General features: G+C 46.3%; 21 protein-coding genes and 1 pseudogene. 6 read left to right on the forward strand and 16 right to left on the reverse strand.

The features are described 5' to 3' along the window. Positions 1–676: 676 nt before the first annotated feature. Positions 677–1,045: a hypothetical protein gene (locus L3V32_RS23780; protein ID WP_005393815.1), complete on the reverse strand. Its 369-nt coding sequence runs from the start codon at positions 1,043–1,045 to the stop codon at positions 677–679. Between the two features lie 328 nt (positions 1,046–1,373). On the opposite strand from L3V32_RS23780, the gene L3V32_RS23785 reads away from it, so the two are divergent. Continuing rightward, positions 1,374–1,703: a DUF2500 domain-containing protein gene (locus L3V32_RS23785; RefSeq protein ID WP_012841295.1), complete on the forward strand. Its 330-nt coding sequence runs from the start codon at positions 1,374–1,376 to the stop codon at positions 1,701–1,703. Here the strand turns inward: L3V32_RS23785 and L3V32_RS23790 are convergent. From L3V32_RS23790 to rhtB, 7 genes are all read right to left on the reverse strand, one after another. Further along, a complete protein-coding gene (locus L3V32_RS23790; protein WP_005393819.1) occupies positions 1,700–2,713 on the reverse strand; it encodes an acyltransferase in 1,014 nt (337 codons plus the stop codon). The two genes, L3V32_RS23785 and L3V32_RS23790, sit on opposite strands and share 4 nt — an antisense overlap. 275 nt (positions 2,714–2,988) lie before the next feature. Then, positions 2,989–4,206 (reverse strand): organoarsenical effux MFS transporter ArsJ, encoded by a 1,218-nt coding sequence (gene arsJ / locus L3V32_RS23795; RefSeq protein ID WP_237285398.1) that lies wholly within the window; start codon positions 4,204–4,206, stop codon positions 2,989–2,991. 256 nt (positions 4,207–4,462) lie between these two features. Beyond that, a complete protein-coding gene (locus L3V32_RS23800; RefSeq protein ID WP_237285400.1) occupies positions 4,463–4,957 on the reverse strand; it encodes a cyclin-dependent kinase inhibitor 3 family protein in 495 nt (164 codons plus the stop codon). Positions 4,958–4,969: 12 nt separating this feature from the next. After that, positions 4,970–5,971, reverse strand: coding sequence for an ArsJ-associated glyceraldehyde-3-phosphate dehydrogenase (locus L3V32_RS23805; protein WP_005393824.1), 1,002 nt, complete (start codon positions 5,969–5,971; stop codon positions 4,970–4,972). A gap of 42 nt (positions 5,972–6,013) precedes the next feature. Beyond that, complete coding sequence (locus L3V32_RS23810) at positions 6,014–6,349, reverse strand: metalloregulator ArsR/SmtB family transcription factor (protein WP_005393826.1); 336 nt, start codon at positions 6,347–6,349, stop codon at positions 6,014–6,016. 155 nt (positions 6,350–6,504) lie between these two features. Further along, positions 6,505–7,728, reverse strand: a complete 1,224-nt coding sequence (locus L3V32_RS23815; RefSeq protein ID WP_005393827.1) for an EAL and HDOD domain-containing protein — start codon at positions 7,726–7,728, stop codon at positions 6,505–6,507. 24 nt (positions 7,729–7,752) lie between these two features. After that, positions 7,753–8,370 (reverse strand): homoserine/homoserine lactone efflux protein, encoded by a 618-nt coding sequence (rhtB, locus tag L3V32_RS23820; protein WP_005393828.1) that lies wholly within the window; start codon positions 8,368–8,370, stop codon positions 7,753–7,755. Positions 8,371–8,435: 65 nt separating this feature from the next. On the opposite strand from rhtB, the gene L3V32_RS23825 reads away from it, so the two are divergent. Continuing rightward, positions 8,436–9,443 carry an alpha/beta fold hydrolase gene (locus L3V32_RS23825; RefSeq protein WP_047010230.1) on the forward strand — a complete coding sequence of 336 codons (1,008 nt, stop codon included), beginning with the start codon at positions 8,436–8,438 and terminating at the stop codon, positions 9,441–9,443. Positions 9,444–9,679: 236 nt separating this feature from the next. After that, a complete protein-coding gene (locus L3V32_RS23830) occupies positions 9,680–10,504 on the forward strand; it encodes a Cof-type HAD-IIB family hydrolase (RefSeq protein WP_005393831.1) in 825 nt (274 codons plus the stop codon). 53 nt (positions 10,505–10,557) lie between these two features. Here the strand turns inward: L3V32_RS23830 and L3V32_RS23835 are convergent, their stop codons facing one another. After that, the gene (locus L3V32_RS23835; RefSeq protein ID WP_006743014.1) at positions 10,558–11,028 is read right to left on the reverse strand and encodes an EVE domain-containing protein; all 471 of its coding nucleotides are present in this window, start codon (positions 11,026–11,028) and stop codon (positions 10,558–10,560) included. A 47-nt stretch (positions 11,029–11,075) separates the two neighbouring features. Between L3V32_RS23835 and L3V32_RS23840 the strand changes: the two genes are divergently transcribed. Beyond that, positions 11,076–12,626, forward strand: coding sequence for a COG3650 family protein (locus tag L3V32_RS23840; protein WP_104974694.1), 1,551 nt, complete (start codon positions 11,076–11,078; stop codon positions 12,624–12,626). Next, entirely contained in the window at positions 12,626–13,231 is a 606-nt protein-coding gene (locus L3V32_RS23845) for a tRNA-uridine aminocarboxypropyltransferase (protein WP_237285402.1), read from the forward strand. Before L3V32_RS23840 ends, L3V32_RS23845 begins: the two co-directional genes overlap by 1 nt. An 83-nt stretch (positions 13,232–13,314) precedes the next feature. On the opposite strand, the gene L3V32_RS23850 is transcribed toward L3V32_RS23845, so the two are convergent. The 7 genes and pseudogenes from L3V32_RS23850 to L3V32_RS23880 form a co-directional block, all read right to left on the reverse strand. Beyond that, entirely contained in the window at positions 13,315–15,801 is a 2,487-nt protein-coding gene (locus L3V32_RS23850; protein WP_237285404.1) for an EAL domain-containing protein, read from the reverse strand. Positions 15,802–15,939: 138 nt separating this feature from the next. Continuing rightward, on the reverse strand, positions 15,940–16,656 hold the full coding sequence (yigB, locus tag L3V32_RS23855) for a 5-amino-6-(5-phospho-D-ribitylamino)uracil phosphatase YigB (protein ID WP_005393836.1): 717 nt from the start codon (positions 16,654–16,656) through the stop codon (positions 15,940–15,942). Between the two features lie 8 nt (positions 16,657–16,664). Beyond that, on the reverse strand, positions 16,665–17,597 hold the full coding sequence (gene xerC, locus L3V32_RS23860) for a tyrosine recombinase XerC (RefSeq protein WP_012841287.1): 933 nt from the start codon (positions 17,595–17,597) through the stop codon (positions 16,665–16,667). Next, positions 17,563–18,294 carry a DUF484 family protein gene (locus tag L3V32_RS23865; protein WP_006743009.1) on the reverse strand — a complete coding sequence of 244 codons (732 nt, stop codon included), beginning with the start codon at positions 18,292–18,294 and terminating at the stop codon, positions 17,563–17,565. The genes xerC and L3V32_RS23865 overlap by 35 nt, the downstream gene beginning before the upstream one ends. After that, complete coding sequence (dapF, locus tag L3V32_RS23870) at positions 18,288–19,118, reverse strand: diaminopimelate epimerase (protein ID WP_237285406.1); 831 nt, start codon at positions 19,116–19,118, stop codon at positions 18,288–18,290. The genes L3V32_RS23865 and dapF overlap by 7 nt, the downstream gene beginning before the upstream one ends. Before the next feature lie 10 nt (positions 19,119–19,128). Continuing rightward, positions 19,129–20,382 carry a diaminopimelate decarboxylase gene (lysA, locus tag L3V32_RS23875; protein ID WP_006743007.1) on the reverse strand — a complete coding sequence of 418 codons (1,254 nt, stop codon included), beginning with the start codon at positions 20,380–20,382 and terminating at the stop codon, positions 19,129–19,131. Positions 20,383–20,443: 61 nt separating this feature from the next. Beyond that, positions 20,444–20,655: pseudogene (locus L3V32_RS23880) on the reverse strand (lipoprotein). Here L3V32_RS23880 and cyaY point away from each other — a divergent pair. Continuing rightward, positions 20,635–20,949, forward strand: coding sequence for an iron donor protein CyaY (cyaY, locus tag L3V32_RS23885; protein ID WP_012841286.1), 315 nt, complete (start codon positions 20,635–20,637; stop codon positions 20,947–20,949). The pseudogene L3V32_RS23880 and the gene cyaY sit on opposite strands and share 21 nt — an antisense overlap. Positions 20,950–20,951: the final 2 nt, after the last annotated feature.

Here is a 20,951-nt window from a genome sequence, read left to right on the forward strand (position 1 = left end):
AACGACATGAAAAATCAAACTTAACTCAATAACAAAAACATCAAATAGCGAACGTAAGCTAATGATAAATAAAGCAACACTCTCAATAACCATCGAAAACACCGACTTCATAAACCATCAAATCACTAAACACTTTTTAAGCCCATATTTTCTCATTAGATAAGAAAATTCCCCTTCCACACCGCAACTCAATGATGCACCTCCATAGCACATCTTTTTATTTTCTCAATTTTTGAGAAACACAGACAAAATAGGCAATCAACATACCAACCGAAACAAAAAACAATTTCCAAGCCAACAACAAACCAATATTGACACTTTAAAATCATACACTTAAATCAAACACGAACAACAATCACACAATGCGAGCATTTTAAATACAACACAAAAAACACAGTTTCATTAGTCAAAAACACGTAAAAAAAGACAAGTTAAGTGTATTTTTTGAAAAGATTATCGAGCATATGTTGATCAAACCCCAAAAACAGTGCTATATTAAATTCATCGAGTTCATCAAAGATTAAGGGGTAGTGTTATGATTTCATCTTCTCAAAAACAAGGGCTGGTAATGATTGCAGTGGTTGTGGGTTTAATGACACTGCCAATGATGTACTAACCTACTGATTAAAAATAAAAAAGGACGCAAATGCGTCCTTTTTTATTTATCTGTGTTTTTCTACTGTATGTGTTTGGACAAGATATCCCAGTGCATGTAGTAGAAACCAAGAGCGGCGAGCGTAATCAACGTCATTAGCAAAATTGCTGCACGCCAAATAAAACGAGAGCTTCTTGGCGTTAGCTCTTTTTCGCAAGCGTCACATGCCGCCATAAAGCCTTTCCGATCATCCAGCTTATAATCGTCTTCGTGAACCACTTTATTACGCACAGTAGCGATAAAACGAAGTTTCGCTATCACGTCATGTGGTAAACGTTCTTCACAACTATTAATAAGTTGGTGTAACCCTTTCCCTTCTGCATGGTACTGAGTACGCAAAAGTTTTTCGATCGTTCGGGTACGCATGACTACTTTTTCAATATCTGACATCGTAACCCTCCTTACCAGACCCTTCCCGTGTTCGTTATTTTTATTCTTCTATAAATTTAGAGCTTTTTCGAGCCGTTAAGTGCAATTTTACTTTCAATTTGTGCCCTTGAGCGCATATAGCCAGACAAGTGAAAGCTGCTTAGTTCAGCTTTAGTGACGTAGCTTGCAGATGAAGCAACGATTTCATCGCGTCCCCATTGAGATAAACCGTGAAGTGCGCCGAATAAAATTCATGTCCCTTTCATTAGATTATGAATAAGTTATCTCAACTCATCGTTTCATCAGTGAGTTCTGTAGAATAGAGCTCAATGAAACATCGGAGGTTAACATGCCAATCTCACTTATTGTTGCCCTGTTCGCCCTTATTGCTTTGGGCGCATGGGTATTTTTTCGTTTCTATAGCAAGCACTATGTAGGCGAAGATGCTCCAGAACAAAGTGCACAGGTAACTATTTTAGATAAGCAAGCTATCGACGTCCCAGATGCACCACCAGGCCAAGACGACCAAGAATATTGGATTTATGTCCAACGCGGTTCTATTGGCCCTAAACGAGAGTTCCAAATTGGAGTGCACTACTACCATGCACTCAACCCTGGAGATAAAGGAACGCTAACCTATCGTGGTAACAAATTCCTTCACTTCGCCATCAAACGTTAAGGCAGTAACCAACGAGTCTTGGCAGAGCGAGAAAAGAGATAGCTCATCGCCAAGGCTCCAGCTCCACTGATAATGATCCAGACTGGAATCACCCATGCGGGATGTCCGGTGTACCAACCAAACGCTTTCATCGGCCATAAGAAAATTGGGTGAAGTAAGTAAATCCCCAAGCTGTGCTGACTGATCACACTCACCACTTTTTGTACTTTTGGTGACAAGCCTTCCCCAAAGTAACGACCTATCATGAAAATCATCGAAGCCGCTAGAATGACATTCAGTGTTTTGTAAGAAAGCCAGCGTCCAACCGTGTACTTCTCCGCCTCTAAACTGTTCGTCACGACCATAGTAAATGTCACAGCCAACGCGACGAGGCCAAACCCTGTAAATAAGGTCACCATAGAGCGGTTCAAAGGCACTTTTTGAAATAGAACATAACCCAGAGGAAGGTAACCCATGTAGAGCCACATTTGGTTACTCCACGGACCATCAATCTTGAACAAAAACAGCGTGCTGGTGAAAAGCCAAAATGCGAGATAGGTATACAACACATTGTCATCAACGTTGCGTACCATCCATTGGAACAACGGAATCACAAAATACAGAGGTATAAAGTAATAGAAAAAACCGAGGTGGTAATACGTTGCGTGAAATGGGCTATTGCTTAACACCTCTTTTACGGTTTCAAAGTCAAACCCTTGAGCCGTCCAGCCAGAGAGGTATGCATAAAACATCGACCAAATAAGAAATGGGACTAGGACTTTGCCTAAACGCCTTTTGATATAATACTTACCGTCAAATGGTCGAGTGTCACTGAGCATCAACGCTCCGGTGATCAGAATGAAAACTGGCACCGCCCAGCGGGTAACGCTATTAACGCCTACGGCCGTCAACCATTGGTCAAACGGAATCACTCCTAACTCATTTCGATAAGGGGCCAAGACGTGAATGGCGATCACTGCCACCGCAGCAAAGCAGCGCAATAAATCAAAAAACAGAACCCTTTCTCTCATACCTTTCCCTACTTTGAGTCGCTTATCGTTTATAGCATAGGGTAAATCTCAGCCAGTGAAATGGTTAACAATCTGTTTTTGCTTATTTTTAACGCAACAATGACCTACAACGGGGATTTCATCGCCACTCTAATCAATTAACGAGAACCAAACATCAGCATTCACTCTCGATGCCAAACCCACACAGTTTGATTACATCAACGGCGCATAAGAAACAAAAATGGCTCCGATTTGGAGCCATTTATACCATCTACAGATAGCAATACTGGGGATAGTTACGCAGTAGCAACGTTAGCTTTTGGCAACTTAATCGAAATCAGCGTCGTCAGCGCCAAGAAAGCAAAGGAGACCCATAAGCACGCCGCAAGGCCAGCCTCTTGGTAGATCCAACCCGATAATACCGTGCCAATCAAACGTCCCATCGCATTGGCCATGTAATAGAAGCCAACATCCAGAGACACACCATCGCCTTTGGCATAGCTCACAATCAGATACGAGTGAAGTGAAGAGTTAATGGCAAACACAGCACCAAAAATCATTAACCCCACAACAATTACCAACTCAGGCTGCCAGCCGATTTGCACACCATAAGCAATACCGCCCGTAATTAACGCAAGAGTTCCTGCCCATACTAATGCTGCACTACCATCAGGCACGCGACCTTGCGCTTTGCCAGTAATACGCGGCGCAAAGCCTTGCACAAACCCATAAGCAATGACCCATGCGGCTAAAAAGCCACCGACCCACAAGTGATCCCAGCCAAACACACTGCCAAGATAAATAGGCAGAGCGACCACAAACCACACATCACGCGCCCCAAACAAGAACATACGCGCCGCAGATAAAATATTTATAGATTCGGACTTGGAGAAAATTTGGCGAAACTTAGGTTTGCTCTTTGCTTTACCCATGTCTGCTTCTAGCCAGATCATGCTGCAAACAAACACCAATGCCAGCACACTCGACATAATAAACATCGAGTTTTGGAAGCCCACCCAAGACAACAGCAAGCCACCAACAAAAAAGCCCGCCCCTTTGAGTGCATTCTTCGAGCCTGTCAAAATCGCCACCCATTTGTAGAGTGCACCTTGCTGTTCGTCTGGTACTAGCGTTTTAATCGCGCTCTTAGCACTCATTTTGTTCAGATCTTTGGCAATCCCCGACAGAGCTTGCGCTGCCATCACCCAAGGAATGGTCAGCCATGCATTTGGTACTGCGAGCATCAGCAACGCAAACACTTGCATCGCTAAACCAATGTTCATGGTTTTGTTCAGGCCTAACCTTGCGCCCAACCACCCACCAATCAAATTAGTCACCACACCAAAAAATTCATAGAAAAGGAACAGTGAGGCAATAGCTAACGTGGAATAACCCAAGTCGTGAAAATAGAGCACCACCAGCATACGCAGCGCTCCGTCGGTCACGGTAAAGTTCCAATAGTTAAACGTCACTAACATGTACTGACGAATACTTTTGCTCAATTGAGAAATCATATTGACCTCTTATGTACAGCGATAGAAGCATTTAGATCATCATGTGCCAAATGCTTATTAACCTGTACACCAACCATAAGGCGATACAACCTTAGTTCGAATTCACAAACACACCGAAATTTAAAAATGGACAAAGATAACCAATAAAAACAAAAGCTTAAATTAAAATCTTTAGTTTTACTGCTGACCTATTTTCCATTATATAAACTGGAAAATAGCTTTTGGATCATGATGTTCCAAAAGCTATTTAAGCTGATCAAGCGTCTTTCGCCACGCGTTCGATGTACTCAAGCTGCACCGGTTTTGTAAACGCACCAGGGCGAAGAGCTTGCACTTCTCGCACGATATCTTCTAACTGCCATTTCTTCTCTAGCAACAAGTGAGCCGCAAACAAACCTGTGCGACCCGAGCCGCCCATGCAGTGCATCGCGACTTTGCCACCTTGAGCAAGAATCGCATGCAGTTCCGGGCTGGCTTGTTGCCACTTCGCCGAAAATTCTTCACTTGGTGCGCAGTCATCTTCAATCTCGATCTGGAACCATTTCATGCCCAGCTGCTGAGTGATGTCACCCAAAGCCGCAACGTCTTTCGCGGCTAACTCGCTATCGTCCAATGCAGTAACGATCGCTTGAACCCCCTGCTCCTTCAACTGTTCCAACGACGCTTTCAACTCGACGCCTTTGGTGCCCGGGCACGGTGTTAGGACTAATGCACCAGAGTCCAAATCTAATTGCCATGTAGGATGAGACATTATGAACTCCTGTTATGCCAGACCAACGTTTCGAACCAATTCTGCGGTGCGCGTTGCGTATCCCATTTCATTGTCGTACCAGGCGTAAATCTTCACCATTCGTGAGCCAACCACCATGGTGGATTGTGCATCAACGATGGTTGAGCGTTGGTCGCCTTTGTAATCGATCGACACTAACGGACGTTCCTCAAAGCCAAGAATGCCTTTTAGCTCCCCTTCCGACGCCTCTTTCAGCAAAGCATTCACTTCTTCTGCTGTGGTATCGCGTTTTACATCGAAGATGATGTCGGTCAATGACGCATTCGCCAACGGTACACGTACCGCGTGGCCGTTAATCTTGCCTTTTAAATCTGGGAAAATTTCCACAATTGCTGTCGCACTACCGGTAGTGGTCGGGATAAGACTCATGCCACACGCACGAGCACGGCGCAGATCTTTATGTGGCGCATCCAAAATGGTTTGCGTATTGGTCAAATCGTGAATTGTCGTGAAAGAGGATTGCTCAATGCCCAACTTCTCATGAATGACTTTCACCACAGGCGCAATACAGTTTGTTGTGCATGAAGCGGCTGTCACGATACGATGTTTTTCAGGGTCGAAAATATGATCGTTCACGCCAACAACAATGTTCGCAATGCCTTCTTCTTTCACTGGCGCACTCACCACCACGCGCTTCACACCTTGATCGAGGTATTGGTCTAGGTACGAGGTTTTGCGGTGTACACCTGTCGCTTCAATCACAACATCGCAGCCAGACCAGTTCACGGCGTCAATGTCACGTTGCTGAGTCGTGGCGATGCGCTTGCCATTGATGACGAGCTCATTGCCCTCAACCTGCACTTCATGGTGCCAACGACCTTGCACTGAATCGAACTCTAATAAGTGGCCAAGCGTCGCTGCATCACCTGCGACATCGTTGATTTGCACAAACTCTAACTCTGGCCAGTCGAATGCCGCTCGCAGTGCTAAACGACCAATTCGGCCAAAGCCATTAATGCCTACTTTAATTGTCATAGTTTTACCCTTTAATCTTCTACCTTGAATCTCTGTTTGCTATTAACAGCAAGCCTCACGACTTTTATCGTGCAAGCGTGTGATGTCGTCTTGGTACTCTTGCTTCAAACAGTTTGATGCCACTAAGTCTTCAATCAGCTTACGCATCCAACCTGGTAATTGCTGCGATAACTCGTAGTACACCCATTGCCCTCGGCGTTTATCCACCAAGATGCCACTGGAGCGTAACTGAGCAAGATGACGAGAAACTTTCGGCTGACTCTCTTGCAACGCAAACGCCAAATCACCCACGCAAGTTTCGCCTTCACGGGCCACTAGCATTAAACAACGTACGCGCGTTTCATCGGATAACAGCTTGAAAAACTGATGTGGAAGCATAATAAACATACCTATATATGGATATGCGTATATACTTATTTAACTCTAGGATGTCGTCAAGAGTGATCCCAGAATCGTCATAAAAGTTTCACATCGAAACAGCTAATAAAGATTGAGAGAAGAACGGTTAGAGAGAATAAAGATACGGCAGAAATTTACGCAGTTGCGACGTTTTGACTCCAGCGAACCGCTTCACCTAACGAGAGCTTGACCTCTTCCAAAGACAACCCCAACTGCGTCGTGATTTTTTCGACGCCTGACCAGTCGGCACGCTCGTAACACTCTTCCAGAGAAATCAGCGCACCATAAACCCCCTTGCGATGTAATAAGGCTTGTTGTACAGATTCGCTAAGTGGCAATTGCTTGACTAAAGATTCCACCGACAAATCAAGCATCGCATCTAAAATCGATAATAAGCCGACCATAAACCCTTGTTCGTTGAGGTGGGAAAATGGCTGATAACGCGACATTAATTGGCAGAACTGCGCTCGTTGTAATGAAAGGTGATACAGCTCTCGAGGCTTGTTACTAGAGATATACGACGCCACGACCAAGGAGACAAACTGCTTAAGATTATCCTGACCAAGATAGATCAAGGCCTGACGAAACGAGCTGATTTCGACAGCGAGGTTTGGCGCTTGCGTATTTACAAAGCGCAATAATTTGTACGACAACGCGACATCTTGCGTAATGATGGTTTCAATACGAGTAAAGTCTGGCTCTGGTGAGCAGACTTCACGAAAAAGCTGTAGCGCTAACACTTGCTCAGGGCTCACGTATTTTGTTTGCGAAACTAATGGCTTACTAAAAAAGTAGCCTTGGAAAAACTTAAAGCCAGCCGCTTTGGCTTGCTCAAACTCTTCTGCGGTTTCAACACGCTCCGCCAAAAAGTGGTATTTGACGCGTTTAGCAAGGTGAGCTTTGACCAACGCACACGCTTTTTCCAGCCCCATTGCCATGATATCGAGTTTAACGATGTGCACGTAAGGTAAGAAGCGACGCCACTCCGGCGTTAAGGTGAAATCATCCAGCGCAATCAAATAACCTTCTCGATACAACTCGCGAATCGCATCGAGAAGATCATCGGTCGGCTGGCAAGTTTCCAGAACTTCGACGACGATTTTGTTTTTTGGCAAGCTGCGCGGTAAGCGGCGCACCAAGCTTTGATGAGGAAAATTGATAAAGCATCGCGAAGAAGCAATCACTGGGTTAGTGCCCAGTGATAGGAAATTCTCGACAATTAATCGGTATGTTGCTCGGTTTGACTCAATATGCGAAGGGTATGCATTACTCTCCCCATCTCGAAACAACAATTCATAACCCAGCGTCTGTCTTTTGCGGTTAAAGATCGGCTGGCGAGCAACATACGTTGTATTCATGCTAAAGAAGGACCTATAAATGGCTTATGACTTTGCAGCTGCTAATAATGCACCACAACCCATAAACATTGAACCGAAGACTTTGTTTATTTTCCCCATGATTTTATCGGAGCGAATAAAACGTCCCATTTGCGCCGCCAAGGTGGTGTAACCCAACATCACGCACGCGTCGATCACAACAGTCGTAACACCAAGCACCAACAGTTGCGTCAGTTGGTCTTGTGCCGGGTCAATAAACTGTGGAAACAACGCCACCAGAAAAACAATCGATTTAGGGTTCGTCAGGTTAATCAAAATAGCTTTGTACAAGAGTGCCATGCCAGACATGTCTTTGTGGCTCTCAGCCGCCACCAAGCTGGAGGTGTCTCGCCATTTCTGGATACCCAACCAAACTAAATAAGCCGCACCAACCCATTTAATGACAGAAAATGCCGTTGCCGACTGTGCGACCAGCGCACCAATTCCCGCCCCAACTAACGCAATGTGAATGGCCAAACCAATTTGGAGACCGATCACAGCCCCCAAAGATTTGCGAGTACCGTAACTCAAACCATTGCTGATTGAGTTCACCGTGCCAGACCCCGGAGCCAAACTAAAAACGATTGCAGTTACTACATAAGCTAACCAGACGTGGGTATCCATTGCATTTCCTCACTAATTCTTCGATGATACATCGCGTAAACAACGTATCTTCAGGTAATCGACTAATGGCTACTAACCATTCACCTTTGACTTATACTCAAGAGTCATTATTTGAGCAAGCAATTGGTGGTCCGATCGCGGCACTTTGGCAAACTCGCCAAGAAGGCTTTGTTAAAGGAACTGAGAAAAAGAACATTTACTGGTGCAAACTGACCAACCCAGAACATAAAAAAGCCGTGCTCATCGTTAATGGGCGCATTGAGTCTTCCTGGAAATACCAAGAACTGTTTTACGATCTCTATCGCCAAGGCTTCGACGTCTATTCCTTTGACCACCGCGGACAAGGTTTATCAGATCGTCTATTGTCTGACTCAGATATGGGTCACGTCTATGACTTTACTGATTATATTGACGATATGGACGTGGTCGTAAACAAACACGACCTTAGCGACTATCAGCAATGTTTCATCATTGCCCACTCCATGGGCGGCGCAATCGCTACACGTTATCTGCAAACTCACCCAGAACATCCCTTTACTGGTTTGATTCTCAGTGCGCCTATGTTTGGTATTAATCTGCCATGGTACTTATCGCCAATAGCGATTCCAGTGACACAGATTATGTCAGCGGTATCGACTTTGCCACGTTATGCGCCAGGACATCAGGCCTACTTTCCTAAGCCCTTTGAAGATAACCCGCTCAGCCAAAGCTATGGTCGCTACCAATGGTTCCGAAATCTCTATACGGAAAAACCGGAACTGCAAGTCGGTGGACCGAGCACACGATGGGTATGGCAAGGGCTAATGGCAGCAAAACAATGCTTTTTATTGACTCGCCAAGTCAAAGTACCGGTGCTCCTGATTCAAGCTGGGAACGATCGTATTGTCAGCAATCTGGCACAAAAACGTTTTATCGATAAATTGCGTAAAACCAACCCACATGCGGAGCTACTTTCTATCGAAGGCGCACAGCATGAGATCTTATTCGAGACCGACCAGTATCGTAATCAAGCACTCGATGCGATCTTCCGCTTTATGAATGACCCGAAATCATCGCCAAACGAAAAAACATAATAAGAACTCTAGGCGACCATTTCACGGCCATGATTAAAGAGGAAATGTCTGCACATTGATTTACCCTCTTTTTCATCCTCATTTTGACGTACACTGCTTGGGTCTGGCTGCGTTGAACCATGCAGATGCAACCGACCAAAGTTCCCCCGCATTCGGAGCAGCATGATCTAGTCAGTCTGCTGTACTCCGTTTGCAATCACCTGTTCCACACTATCCAAACCGTTTACGAGGACTTCATGAGCACATCGCTACCTTGCAAAGAGATCACTAAAATCGTTGCCTCTGATCTGGATGGCACGTTACTCGCACCAAACCATCAGCTCAGTGCTTACTCAAAAGAGACGCTAAAAGCGCTGCATGAAAAGGGTTACACCTTTGTCTTTGCAACAGGCCGTCACCACGTAGACGTTGCGAGCATCCGTCGTCAGGTCGGTATTCCGGCTTACATGATCACCTCGAACGGTGCCCGTGTGCATGACCAGGAAGATCAGTTGATGTACAGCGAGAATGTCCCTGCAGAACTGGTTCAAGGCGTGATCGACACGATCAAGCACGATCAAGAAATACTTATCCACATGTATCAAAATGACAGTTGGTTGATGAACAAAGACGACGAAACATTGCGTGATTTCCATGACGAATTCACATACGTCTTATTCGATGAAGACCAAGCACCAACTGACGGTATTGCGAAAATCTTCTTCACCCATCCAGCACAAGACCACGAACGCTTGGTGGTGTTTGAAAACAAACTACGTGAACAATTTGGCGATAAGCTGAATATTGCGTTTTCAACACCATGGTGCTTGGAAGTAATGAGTGCAGGTGTGTCTAAAGGCCATGCTCTTGAAGCGGTAGCGAAAAAACTCGGCCTCACGTTAGAAAATTGCGTGGCATTTGGTGATGGCATGAATGACGTAGAAATGCTGTCGATGGCAGGTAAAGGATTGGTCATGGGTACATCACACGAGAAAGTGATGAAAGCATTGCCAAATAACGAAGTGATTGGCAGCAATGCAGAAGATGCGGTTGCACACTACCTACAAGATCACTTGCTGTAAGCTGCAATACTCCAAACAATAACAAAGGGCTGCACATTAGCAGCCCTTTTCTTTTATCGCTGACTTGGCAACTTCTCTTTGCCAAGGATCGCTTCCCACTCTTCTTCTGTCACAGGCATGATCGACAAGCGATTTCCACGTTTCACTAATGGCATGTTCTCAAGTTCAGGCATCGCTTTCATCACCGATAACGGAATCACTCGCGTCGTTTTACGCACGAATTCGACATCCACCATAATCCAACGCGGGTTGTCTGGGTCTGACTTTGGGTCGTAATAATCGCTTTCGGGATCGAACTGGAAATGATCGGGATAGGCTTCTCTCACGACTTTAGCAATACCGGCAACGCCAACATTCTTGCAAGAAGAGTGATAAATCAGGACGAAATCGCCCACCTTCACTTGGTCACGCATCATATTGCGCGCCTGATAATTACGAACTCCCTCCCAACATGAAACCTTTTGGGTTCGAAGCGTGTCAATAGAAAAGGTATCTGGTTCAGTTTTAAATAACCAATATGCCATAATGCCATCCGATGCCGATTGAGTAACAATAATGAGGAAGATATAACATGAAGGCTTTGAAAAACCCAGTGGCGCTTGCCACTCTGCTGGTTCTGCAAGCATGTAGTTCGCAGCCGCCACATTCTGGCGCTGCCGACCCAGCTTCTCCACCAGCCACCTTAGATAAGCCTGACACCATTCAACCTCAAACCTTTATGCTACGTGGAAAAGTGATCGTCGGTCACGAGAGCCAATACATCATGCCTTGTGGCAGCGACAAGCAATATTGGTTACAACTGTCACCACAGCAAATGCAACGAGCAATTCAGTTAAATAACGAGCCTTACCAGACCATGTATGGCGAGGTTATCGGCCATCTCAACCCACCGGGCATCGATGGGTTTTCTGCTGATTTCGATGCTAACTTTGTCGTGGAACAAGTGAACTTCCTCACAACGGAAAGTCCAAACCGTTGTCAGCAACCAAACAAACCAACTCGCGTGTTTGGTAATGAGCCTTCTTGGTCGGCAAGCTTTGAGGCTAATGGACTGACATTCCAACCAATTGGCAAACAAACCACAAAATTAGCGATTAAGAGCAGTCAACTTCAACCTCGCCAGCGCACATATCAACTACAAGATGGTGAACTTCGCCTAACAGAAAACCTCTGTTCAGATACGATGAGTGATTCTTTGTATGGCTGGAAAGCGACGCTAAAACATGATGGCGACACTTATCAAGGTTGTGGTACGGCTGCAAACGTGGACGCTACGCTTGGCTGGGCCAATACCTATGTCGCGACTTCAACCCAATCACAAGGTTTTGAGGTGCAAATGACCTTAAGCCCAGACCACAGCGCCACAACAAAATACAGTTACGCCAATGGGCAAGCACCGTTAATCGAGCGTGGGTACTGGCAACAATTAAGTCCGTCTCAGGTTCAAGTCGTCATGACGCATCATCAACAACAAAGACTGATGTCAGAGCGACTGTTTACGCGAGAAGGCAATCAGCTCAAAGCGACCAAAGAAAAAGTCGGTAACTTGGTATACCCAATCGCCGATGGTGGTTTAGTGCTTTACCCTGCCACCGTTCGTGATGAGGGCATGATGCAACCAGCCGAGAAACGCGCCAACAAGCCCATCAGCAGTGCAGACGTACCTTCTAGTGCGGAGTTTGACTCCAAAGTAGATGCCGCCGTGCGCAACTACTTCTTCATTCACCAAACCAATCCCAACAACAACCAGTACCGTTGGCTAACTTACGACCTCAACGGCGATGGTAACGAAGAGCTATTAGTACAGCTGGATTGGTGTGGTTCCGGTGGCTGTACATTGCTGATATTTGAACATCACGAAAAAGAGTGGCGCTTCAATAGCCGCATCACACTGGTACAAAGCCCAATTATGCTCGGCCAACAAACCTCTCATGGCTGGCGAGATCTTATTTTTAATGTCAGCGGTGGCGGATCTAAGGCAGCCCAACACGTGATGCAATACAGTGGGGTTAGCTACCCACTCAACCCAAGCATGGCACCAACGGCAACACCAAACCAAATCAGTGGCGTGCGTCTGTTCTCGGATGGGGTTAGCCCTGTGCGCGAAGGAGTTCGTCTGTAATGTCGCAACCGTGTCCAAATTGTGGTTTTCAATTCAACTGTATGTGCTCACTGGTGCCGAAACTTACCAGCGAGCACAACATCTTGCTGTTGATGCATCCGAATGAACTGACGCGTGATACTAATACCGGCCAGCTACTAGAGCAGTGCCAACTCAATATTGAGCGAGTAATCTGGGACCGAAAACAACCACCAGCAGAATTGCTCGCTCGATTAGCTGATCCGTCGCTGTATCCAGTGCTTCTATTCCCAAGTGAAGAAAGCGTCACACTCGAACATGTGGCGCTCCAAAGCCAACAACAAACCAAAACTCCGCTGTTTATGATTTTGGATGCCACCTGGCAAGAGGCGCGCAAGATGATCAACAAGAGCCGTTGGTTAGAAAGTATCCCTACTATGGCGCTGTCTGCATCGGCGGACTCGCAATATCAGCTGCGACGCAACCAACAACAAGGCAATTTGTGCACGTTTGAAGTCGCTGCACATTTACTCGGACAACTAGGCGAGCAAAATAACCAGCAAAAAATGCTCACATTCTTTGCTCACTACCTTGCACTATTTCAAGCCGAAAAAAGTGGACACGCTCTCAAGCAATCACCGAGCTAACGCAACTAAAACCGAATTGCTCAAAATAAAAAAACGCAGCCAAGGCTGCGTTTTTATTTGGAATGGTTTCACGTGAAACAGCATTAAAACAATCGAGCGGGCTCACCCAGATAGTAACCTTGCAGATAGTCGACGCCCATATCCTGCGCGATTTTGCACACCTCTCGATTGTGCACAAACTCCGCCACCGTCTCCGCGTTAAACACCTGACATAAACGCACCAACTGAGAAGCTATTTTGCGCTGCTTTAAGTCTTTATCGATATCACGGATCAAGCTGCCATCGAGCTTTATGACTTCCGGCTCCAGCTTTAGGATTTCATCAATATTGGAATAGCCTGAGCCAAAATCATCAACAATGATACGCGCTCCTAAACTTCTGAAATGACTGCATACTTCGATCATTCGACCGTAGTCTTTGATTTGCTCAGATTCCAACACTTCCAAACCAATTCGCCTAGGGTCATTGAGCTGACAAATTTCATGCTCTAAAAGCATTAAAGTTTTATCACTAAGCAAATCTTGCGGCGACAAGTTAATAGAAAAGTCACCTTGCTTATCTCGCATGTAATATAACGTAGAATGGATCATGTGCCGACTCAATCGAGTATAAAGATGCGTATCGGAAATAATAGGCAGGAAGCGCCCTGGCGCAATCACCGTTCCATCCTCCTCCAAAATGCGAACCAAACATTCTTGGCTTGCCAATTTATGGCTATCCGCATGCACTATCGGCTGGCTATAGGTAATGATGTTCTGTTTGAGAATGGCTTTACTGACGCAACTCAACCATCCAAGCTGCTCTTTACGCACATCCTCACTGACTTCGATGTCTTTCGCATTGCAGATATGGGTATTACTGCGCACACCGGAGCGCCTCGCTTCAATGCCTTTGAGCAATAGCTCATCAGCAGAAGCTGATGGAAAATCTCGACGACTCACTAAGCCACCGCACAGCGAGATAGAAAGATAATCTATTTCGCGCAGACCAATTGGCTCAAAATTAGTTTGCTCTACCGCGTCGGCAAAACGAGTAAAGTGCTGTTTGATGGTTTCACTGCTTTGGTCAGCTTTAAATATGAACGCCCACTCACCAACCCCAATACTATAAAGCTGCAAAGCCGTTGGCATGCCAAAACGCTTTCGCAGTCGATTCGTAAAATGCATTGAGAGGTCTTTAAGTAGCTGATCCCCCACTCTATAACCGTATTTTTCATTGATATGGCTGAAGTTAAGTAGCTTTAGAGTCAGCAAGTGCTCATCCAAATAGATGCTACTCAGCCGCTCTTGCAGCGCGACTCGGTTTTGTAATCCAGTGCGACTATCTCGCCGATAGCTTTCTTGTAACTTGCGCGTTTGGCGATCGAGTTGATACCCCATATGCGCGTTCATATGGTTGAGGTCGCCAATCGCATTTCGAATCAAGCTAAACAATGGTGAAATAGAGGAGCTAACGGGCGACTTAGGCAAGTTCAATGCTTGTACTTCGTCTCCCTCTCGCATCGCTAAATACGTCAGACTGTGATGAAGAATTTCTGGCTGTCCAATACCGCCATGCAGTTCCCCCATACAATAACTACCAAACGTCGTCGCGATATCTTTGAAGGCTTGGACTTCGTCGCTGCTGTCAATAAAGTCTAACCGTGACGCGCAGTTAAAAATCATCACGACTTCAGGTTGGTGCATGGCTAACTCAACCACACCATGTCGCACCTGTTCGAGCGTTAATGAGGGGTGGTTATAGCAAAATTGTACTTCGTCACCAAGACACCAAGGCCTGTCGAAACTCATACTACCATCAGCGTGCAGCTCCGTTACCGTGCAAACTTCCTTGCGCCCCAAGCTTTCTCGATATAAAGGAAAGCTGAGCAGCTGACTCAGCGTCACATCATGGCCATCCGCCAAGTAACGCTTGTATACGTCCAACGCTTTCTGTTCACCTAAGCAATACAAGCGCGTTCCTTTTGCATGGGTGACTTTATGTGGCATGCCAATCGGGTTCCATTCCGAATACGCATCCGTCCATAGCTTCAAGGTATCGCTGTGCAAAGCTACGGCGACCACGGCATTATCGTAAACTCGGTTTTGATATAGCACCCAACAGCCATCATCAATACTCTGCGCCAAACCTCCAGAGATCACGACTTCTTCACTAGCGAAGGTTTGAAACAAGGGATAGTCACGTCGTTCAATTTGCACAGCAAAGCTGAGGATCACTTGCGAATTATGCTGCAACAGAAGCGAGCGTTTGAGCTCTCCACCATCAATATCGGGGGAGTAAGAGTAGGTTTGTACAGCAGAAGTAAGCGTGGTTTGTTCGAACTCAGTCACACTGATCAGGCAACCAGAGGTAAATATCTCCCCCTCCAGAATGACATTACGCGTACTATGCCCCATGACATGAGCATTCGGCAGCAACAATAAAACAGCGTCCGCAAGTGTGGTCGTAAAGTCGCGTGATTGAGTCGACAATATTTGCACTAAATATTGTTTACTTGAAGAGAACTGAGAAGTGACTAAAAAGTCATTTAACTGACTGACATCATGAACCAGTTTTGAAAAAGCTCGCATGCACCTACCACTGCCGTAACACTATCTTCACCACGACGTGTGGCGTTACTCTTTTTACTTAATAGTGAATAATTTACGTGGCTTTACGCTGCTTTTCTAGACACAAAATGAGATTAGAATGGATTAATGCGAAAGCAATTAAAAAAGTGTGAGTAACGGCTGCAAACTATTGATTTCAATATCAGGTAAAGTACGTGTTTTTGAATGGTTAATGACATTTTTATTCATATCATTGAACCAACAAGCCGCAAAACCAGCCGACTTGGCACCATGCACATCTGTGGTTAGGTGATCACCGACATGCAAAATATTCTCTGCTGGAATATCCAAGAACCGTTTCGCCTTAGTAAACATATCGGTGGCGGGTTTCGCTAACCCATCTGGCCCCGCTTTGAGCACACATTGAAAATACGGCGTTAAGCCAATTTTATCTAAATCGACGTTGCCGTTTGTGATCGCCACGAGCGGAACTCGCTCTCCCAATTGTGTCAAAACATCTAAGCTTGATTGGGGCACTTCAAACTGACTGCGCCAATCCAAAGCGAGCTGCACACCCTCTTCAGCTGCGGCTTGAGCTTGCGCTTCATCATAGCCAACTGAAAGAAAACCATGCTTTAGCTGCACTAAACGCCAAAGCGTCACATCGCTTCTGAGATCCGGTCTCTGCTGGATCACATGTTTTTTTACCTGCATCCAATCAGCCATATCCATGTGCGCCACGGCAGGGTGTGTTTGCTGCAACCAAGCCAGCAACTCACGCTCCATACGGATAATCACCGGGTAATTGTCATACAGCGTGTCATCAAGATCGAAGGTCATGGCCTTAATAGGCTCGATACGGCGATAAAATTTCATACTTCGGCTCACTCCCCGTTCTTTTTACGTGCGCGTGGGTGGGCTTGGTCGTAGGCTTGCGCTAAATGTTGGAAATCCAAGTGCGTGTAGATTTGGGTCGTCGAAATGTTCTCGTGTCCTAAAAGCTCTTGCACCGCACGTAAGTTATTGCTGGATTCGAGCATATGTGTCGCAAACGAGTGACGCAATTTATGCGGACTAATATGGCTCGCCACAGACTGTTTCTGTCCCCATTCTGCCATACGTTTTTGCACGCTACGGTGCGAAATACGCGTTCCGAGTTTAGACACAAACAAGGCAGGTTCACCTGGCGCAGCAAGATCGCCCCTGACTTTCAACCACTTGGCAACCCATTCAGTTGCCATGCCAGAGAATGGTACTTTACGTTCTTTGTCGCCTTTACCGATAACACGAAGCTCGCCACTGCGAAGTTGTACATCACGTACATCCACACTCACCAACTCAGCCAAACGCAAGCCAGCACCGTACATCAGCTCCATCATGGCACGATCACGCACAGCCAACGGGTCGTCTTCGTTGACCTCAAGCAGTTGGCTCACTTCATCAACATCGAGGTTTTTCGGCAACGGGCGCTTTTTACGTGGCGCTGAAACCCCTTTGGCAGGGTTAGCTGACATCTCGCCACGCAGAATAAGGAAATCGAAAAAGCTACGCAGCGATGAGAGGCGCGTCGCCAAACTGCTGGCTTTCATGCCTTCCCGCATGCCCTTACCTGCTAATTGGCGCACCCAGCCTGCATCCACTTGAGACCAATCTTTAAGTCCCATTTCAGCCAAGTGCTGCGCCATGGTTTCTAGCTGCTGTTTGTAATTGCGTTGAGTATGTAGGCTGAGCCCCTTTTCGCTTCGTAAGAATTCATAGAAGCGCTCAAGAGGCTTTTGCAGACTATTTGGCAGAGGAGTGTTGGGAGTTGTCGTCATCGTAACTTTGCCATACCAATGTTTGAGCGAGATGTGCCACTACTAATGATAGGTGACGCAAAAACAAGGTATCCATATCTGGTTGAAAATGACCGCCATCCTCACTAGAGAACGCAAGCACGCCCAGTGTTTGCTGTTTCACGAGCGGTAGTACCACATAGGACCCCATTTCCGGCACATCCATATTGCCAAACAAAGCTTCACGATCCACTTTTCTCAGACGCCCTAAGTACGCATCTTTGCCATTTAAGTGAGTGGTCGCAAAACGTTGATAACTTTCCTTACTCAATTGAATCGATGCGTCGCATTGACTAAACAATCGAACAAACGCGCGTAAGCCAAGTGCTTTAGCTTTCTCTTCAATAGAATGAATGACTTGTTTAAAGTCACCACACTTTAGAATCTGCCCCTGCAAATCCATAAATTCGTAAAAGGTGCGATCGTTGTTCGCCGCAAGCGACATCAGTGTGGTGATCTCTTCCTCTAACTCTTCAATGCGCTGACGTTGGCGATTCATTTGTATGTGCACCAAAGACACCGCACCCAAGTCTGAGTGTGGGAAAGATAGACGATCCACAAGCTCTGGACGCTGCACAAAAAAATCGGGATGATCTTTGAGGTACTCGGCCACCACTTCAGCCGTTAAGGCATCTGCTTCTACTTGAGACAAACCGTTTCCTTTTTCTTCTACTAGCAAGACAATTGACCATCAAATACATGCGTTGTAGGTCCGGTCATAAACAACGGCTTACCCGGACCTTGCCACGCAATTCGCAGTTCACCACCTGGTAGAGAAACCTTAACGTTTTCATCCAGCAGACCCTGAAGAATCCCTACCGCTACCGCCGCGCATGCGCCGCTACCACAAGCTTGTGTTTCACCTGCGCCTCGCTCGTAAACTCGAAGACGAATATGGGCACGACTCACCACCTGCATAAAGCCAGCGTTGACGCGCTCTGGAAAACGCTCGTGTGACTCAAGCAGCGGCCCTAATGTATCGACATCAGCAGTATCCACGTCATCGACCACCGTCACCACATGCGGGTTACCCATGCTTACCGCGCCACAGAACAGCGTTTTTTCACCAGCGCGCATGATGTAGGTTTTCTCTTTTTGCTTGGCTTTAAAAGGAATTTTGTTCGGCTCAAACTCTGGCACACCCATGTTGACCGTCACTTCTCCATCATCTTCGATGTTGAGAATCATCTTTCCTTTTTTGGTGCTTACGCTGATGCTGTATTTATTGGTCAACCCTTTCAAGCGAACAAAGCGCGCGAAGCAGCGCGCGCCATTCCCGCACTGCTCGACTTCACTACCATCGGCATTGAAAATCCGATAATGGAAATCAGTTTCAGGGTCGTAAGGGGCTTCTACCACGAGCAATTGGTCAAAACCAACGCCGGTATGACGATCCGCCAAACGGCGGATCAGGTCTTGCGAGAAAAACACGTTCTGGGTAATACAGTCGACGACCATGAAGTCGTTGCCCAAACCGTGCATTTTGGAAAAGTGGAAATGCATTTGTTGTGTGTTACTCCGGTAGAATCTGTTCCAGCTGCCACAAACTGGTCAGCTCCTCACGCTGGCGAACTAAGTGGCTTTGTTTACCATCCACCATTACTTCTGCCGCTCGGGTACGAGTATTGTAGTTCGAAGACATAACAAAACCATAGGCACCTGCTGAACGAACCGCGAGTAGATCACCTTCTTGCAAAACGAGTGCGCGATCTTTACCCAAGAAGTCGCCGGTTTCACAAATAGGGCCAACCAAATCGTAAGTCTGAGCTTCACCCGTGCGCGGCGAAACTGGCACGATATCTTGCCATGCTTGGTATAGTGCAGGACGCATCAAGTCGTTCATTGCCGCATCGATGATGGCAAAGTTCTTGTGCTCAGTATGTTTTAAAAACTCAACACGCGTTAGCAAGATACCTGCATTCGCAGCAATTGCTCGGCCCGGCTCAAAAATCAGCTCCAAGTCTTGGTGATTTTCAAGACGACCAAGTAACGCTTTGGCGTAATCTGAAGGCTGTGGTGGTAACTCATCACGATAGACCACACCCAAACCACCGCCGACATCAAGGTGACGAATGTTAATGCCTTGCGCTTTTAAATCATCAATCAGGGCTAATAAACGGTCTGTCGCGTCGATAAATGGGTCGATATTGGTGAGCTGAGAACCAATGTGGCAGTCGATGCCTTGCACATTCAAGTTCGGCAGGCTTTGCGCGAATTTATAAACATCTGGCGCACGATCAAATGCAATGCCGAATTTATTGTCGCGAAGACCAGTCGAAATGTAAGGGTGTGTTTTCGCGTCGACATCTGGATTGATACGCAGAGAAATTGGCGCAATCACACCAAGCTCACCCGCAACCTTATTCAAACGTTCTAGCTCGGGCTCAGATTCAACGTTGAAACATTTGATACCCAGCTCAAGAGCACGCTTCATTTCTGCAGGTGTTTTCCCAACACCAGAGAAGACGACTTTCTTCGGATCACCGCCTGCGGCAATCACACGCTCAAGTTCACCACCTGATACGATATCAAAGCCCGAACCCAAACGCGCCAGTGCGTTCAATACGCCTAGGTTTGAGTTCGCTTTCACCGCGTAGCAAACTAGATGAGGATGTTGACCCACAGCACTATCAAACGCCTTCCAGTGGCGCTCTAGCGTGGCTCGAGAATATACGTAAAGAGGAGTGCCATATTGCTCTGCAAGAGCTTGAAGTGGGACGTCTTCGGCCCAAAGCTGGCCATCATCCTGATAGTTGAAGTAATCCAAAATTCGCTTCCCTTATTTTATTCGACTGCTGAACCCTAATTTCACCCTAAGGCGCGGTTATTTATTGTGATTGCTCATTCTGTTGAGTGTCATCTGGAATGTATAGTGAGCCAGACTGGCCACATCCCGCTAACGTCGCGGCAACCATCACAAACAACACAGTAACTAATTTTTTCATTTCGCATATCGTGATTATTGAATCAATGCCCCCTATAATCGCACCACACTCAGGAAAAGCAATAGGATAGACGGATGAACGATACTGAATTTCATCAACTGGTGGATGCGCAGATGCAAATCATCGAAGAATCCATCGATGATTCAGGCGCAGACATTGATTACGAAGTCACTGGCAACGTAATGACATTGGAATTTGAAGACCGCAGCCAAATCATCATTAACCGCCAAGAGCCGATGCATGAGATCTGGCTAGCGTCCAAATCTGGTGGTTTCCACTTCAAGCTTATTGAAGATAAATGGACCTGCTCAAAAACGGGCATGGAGCTATTTGAAATGGTGAAGCAAGAGTGTGAAAAGCACGCGGGCGAAGCCATTGATTGGGCATAATG

Source organism: Vibrio sp. J2-4 (genome assembly GCF_021728155.1).
In the GTDB taxonomy this organism is placed as follows: Bacteria; Pseudomonadota; Gammaproteobacteria; order Enterobacterales; family Vibrionaceae; genus Vibrio; species Vibrio diabolicus.

Excerpts from the sequence above, each read along its gene's own strand:
- L3V32_RS23810 (WP_005393826.1), bottom strand. The coding sequence starts at position 6,349 with ATGCTTCCACATCAGTTTTTCAAGCTGTTATCCGATGAAACGCGCGTA.
- L3V32_RS23825 (WP_047010230.1), top strand. The coding sequence starts at position 8,436 with ATGGCTACTAACCATTCACCTTTGACTTATACTCAAGAGTCATTATTT.
- L3V32_RS23840 (WP_104974694.1), top strand. The coding sequence starts at position 11,076 with ATGAAGGCTTTGAAAAACCCAGTGGCGCTTGCCACTCTGCTGGTTCTG.
- rhtB (WP_005393828.1), bottom strand. The coding sequence starts at position 8,370 with ATGGATACCCACGTCTGGTTAGCTTATGTAGTAACTGCAATCGTTTTT.
- L3V32_RS23845 (WP_237285402.1), top strand. The coding sequence starts at position 12,626 with ATGTCGCAACCGTGTCCAAATTGTGGTTTTCAATTCAACTGTATGTGC.
- L3V32_RS23835 (WP_006743014.1), bottom strand. The coding sequence starts at position 11,028 with ATGGCATATTGGTTATTTAAAACTGAACCAGATACCTTTTCTATTGAC.
- xerC (WP_012841287.1), bottom strand. The coding sequence starts at position 17,597 with ATGACGACAACTCCCAACACTCCTCTGCCAAATAGTCTGCAAAAGCCT.
- L3V32_RS23805 (WP_005393824.1), bottom strand. The coding sequence starts at position 5,971 with ATGACAATTAAAGTAGGCATTAATGGCTTTGGCCGAATTGGTCGTTTA.
- dapF (WP_237285406.1), bottom strand. The coding sequence starts at position 19,118 with ATGCATTTCCACTTTTCCAAAATGCACGGTTTGGGCAACGACTTCATG.
- L3V32_RS23780 (WP_005393815.1), bottom strand. The coding sequence starts at position 1,045 with ATGTCAGATATTGAAAAAGTAGTCATGCGTACCCGAACGATCGAAAAA.
- L3V32_RS23785 (WP_012841295.1), top strand. The coding sequence starts at position 1,374 with ATGCCAATCTCACTTATTGTTGCCCTGTTCGCCCTTATTGCTTTGGGC.
- L3V32_RS23800 (WP_237285400.1), bottom strand. The coding sequence starts at position 4,957 with ATGTCTCATCCTACATGGCAATTAGATTTGGACTCTGGTGCATTAGTC.
- arsJ (WP_237285398.1), bottom strand. The coding sequence starts at position 4,206 with ATGATTTCTCAATTGAGCAAAAGTATTCGTCAGTACATGTTAGTGACG.
- L3V32_RS23850 (WP_237285404.1), bottom strand. The coding sequence starts at position 15,801 with ATGCGAGCTTTTTCAAAACTGGTTCATGATGTCAGTCAGTTAAATGAC.
- L3V32_RS23830 (WP_005393831.1), top strand. The coding sequence starts at position 9,680 with ATGAGCACATCGCTACCTTGCAAAGAGATCACTAAAATCGTTGCCTCT.
- L3V32_RS23790 (WP_005393819.1), bottom strand. The coding sequence starts at position 2,713 with ATGAGAGAAAGGGTTCTGTTTTTTGATTTATTGCGCTGCTTTGCTGCG.
- cyaY (WP_012841286.1), top strand. The coding sequence starts at position 20,635 with ATGAACGATACTGAATTTCATCAACTGGTGGATGCGCAGATGCAAATC.
- yigB (WP_005393836.1), bottom strand. The coding sequence starts at position 16,656 with ATGAAATTTTATCGCCGTATCGAGCCTATTAAGGCCATGACCTTCGAT.
- L3V32_RS23815 (WP_005393827.1), bottom strand. The coding sequence starts at position 7,728 with ATGAATACAACGTATGTTGCTCGCCAGCCGATCTTTAACCGCAAAAGA.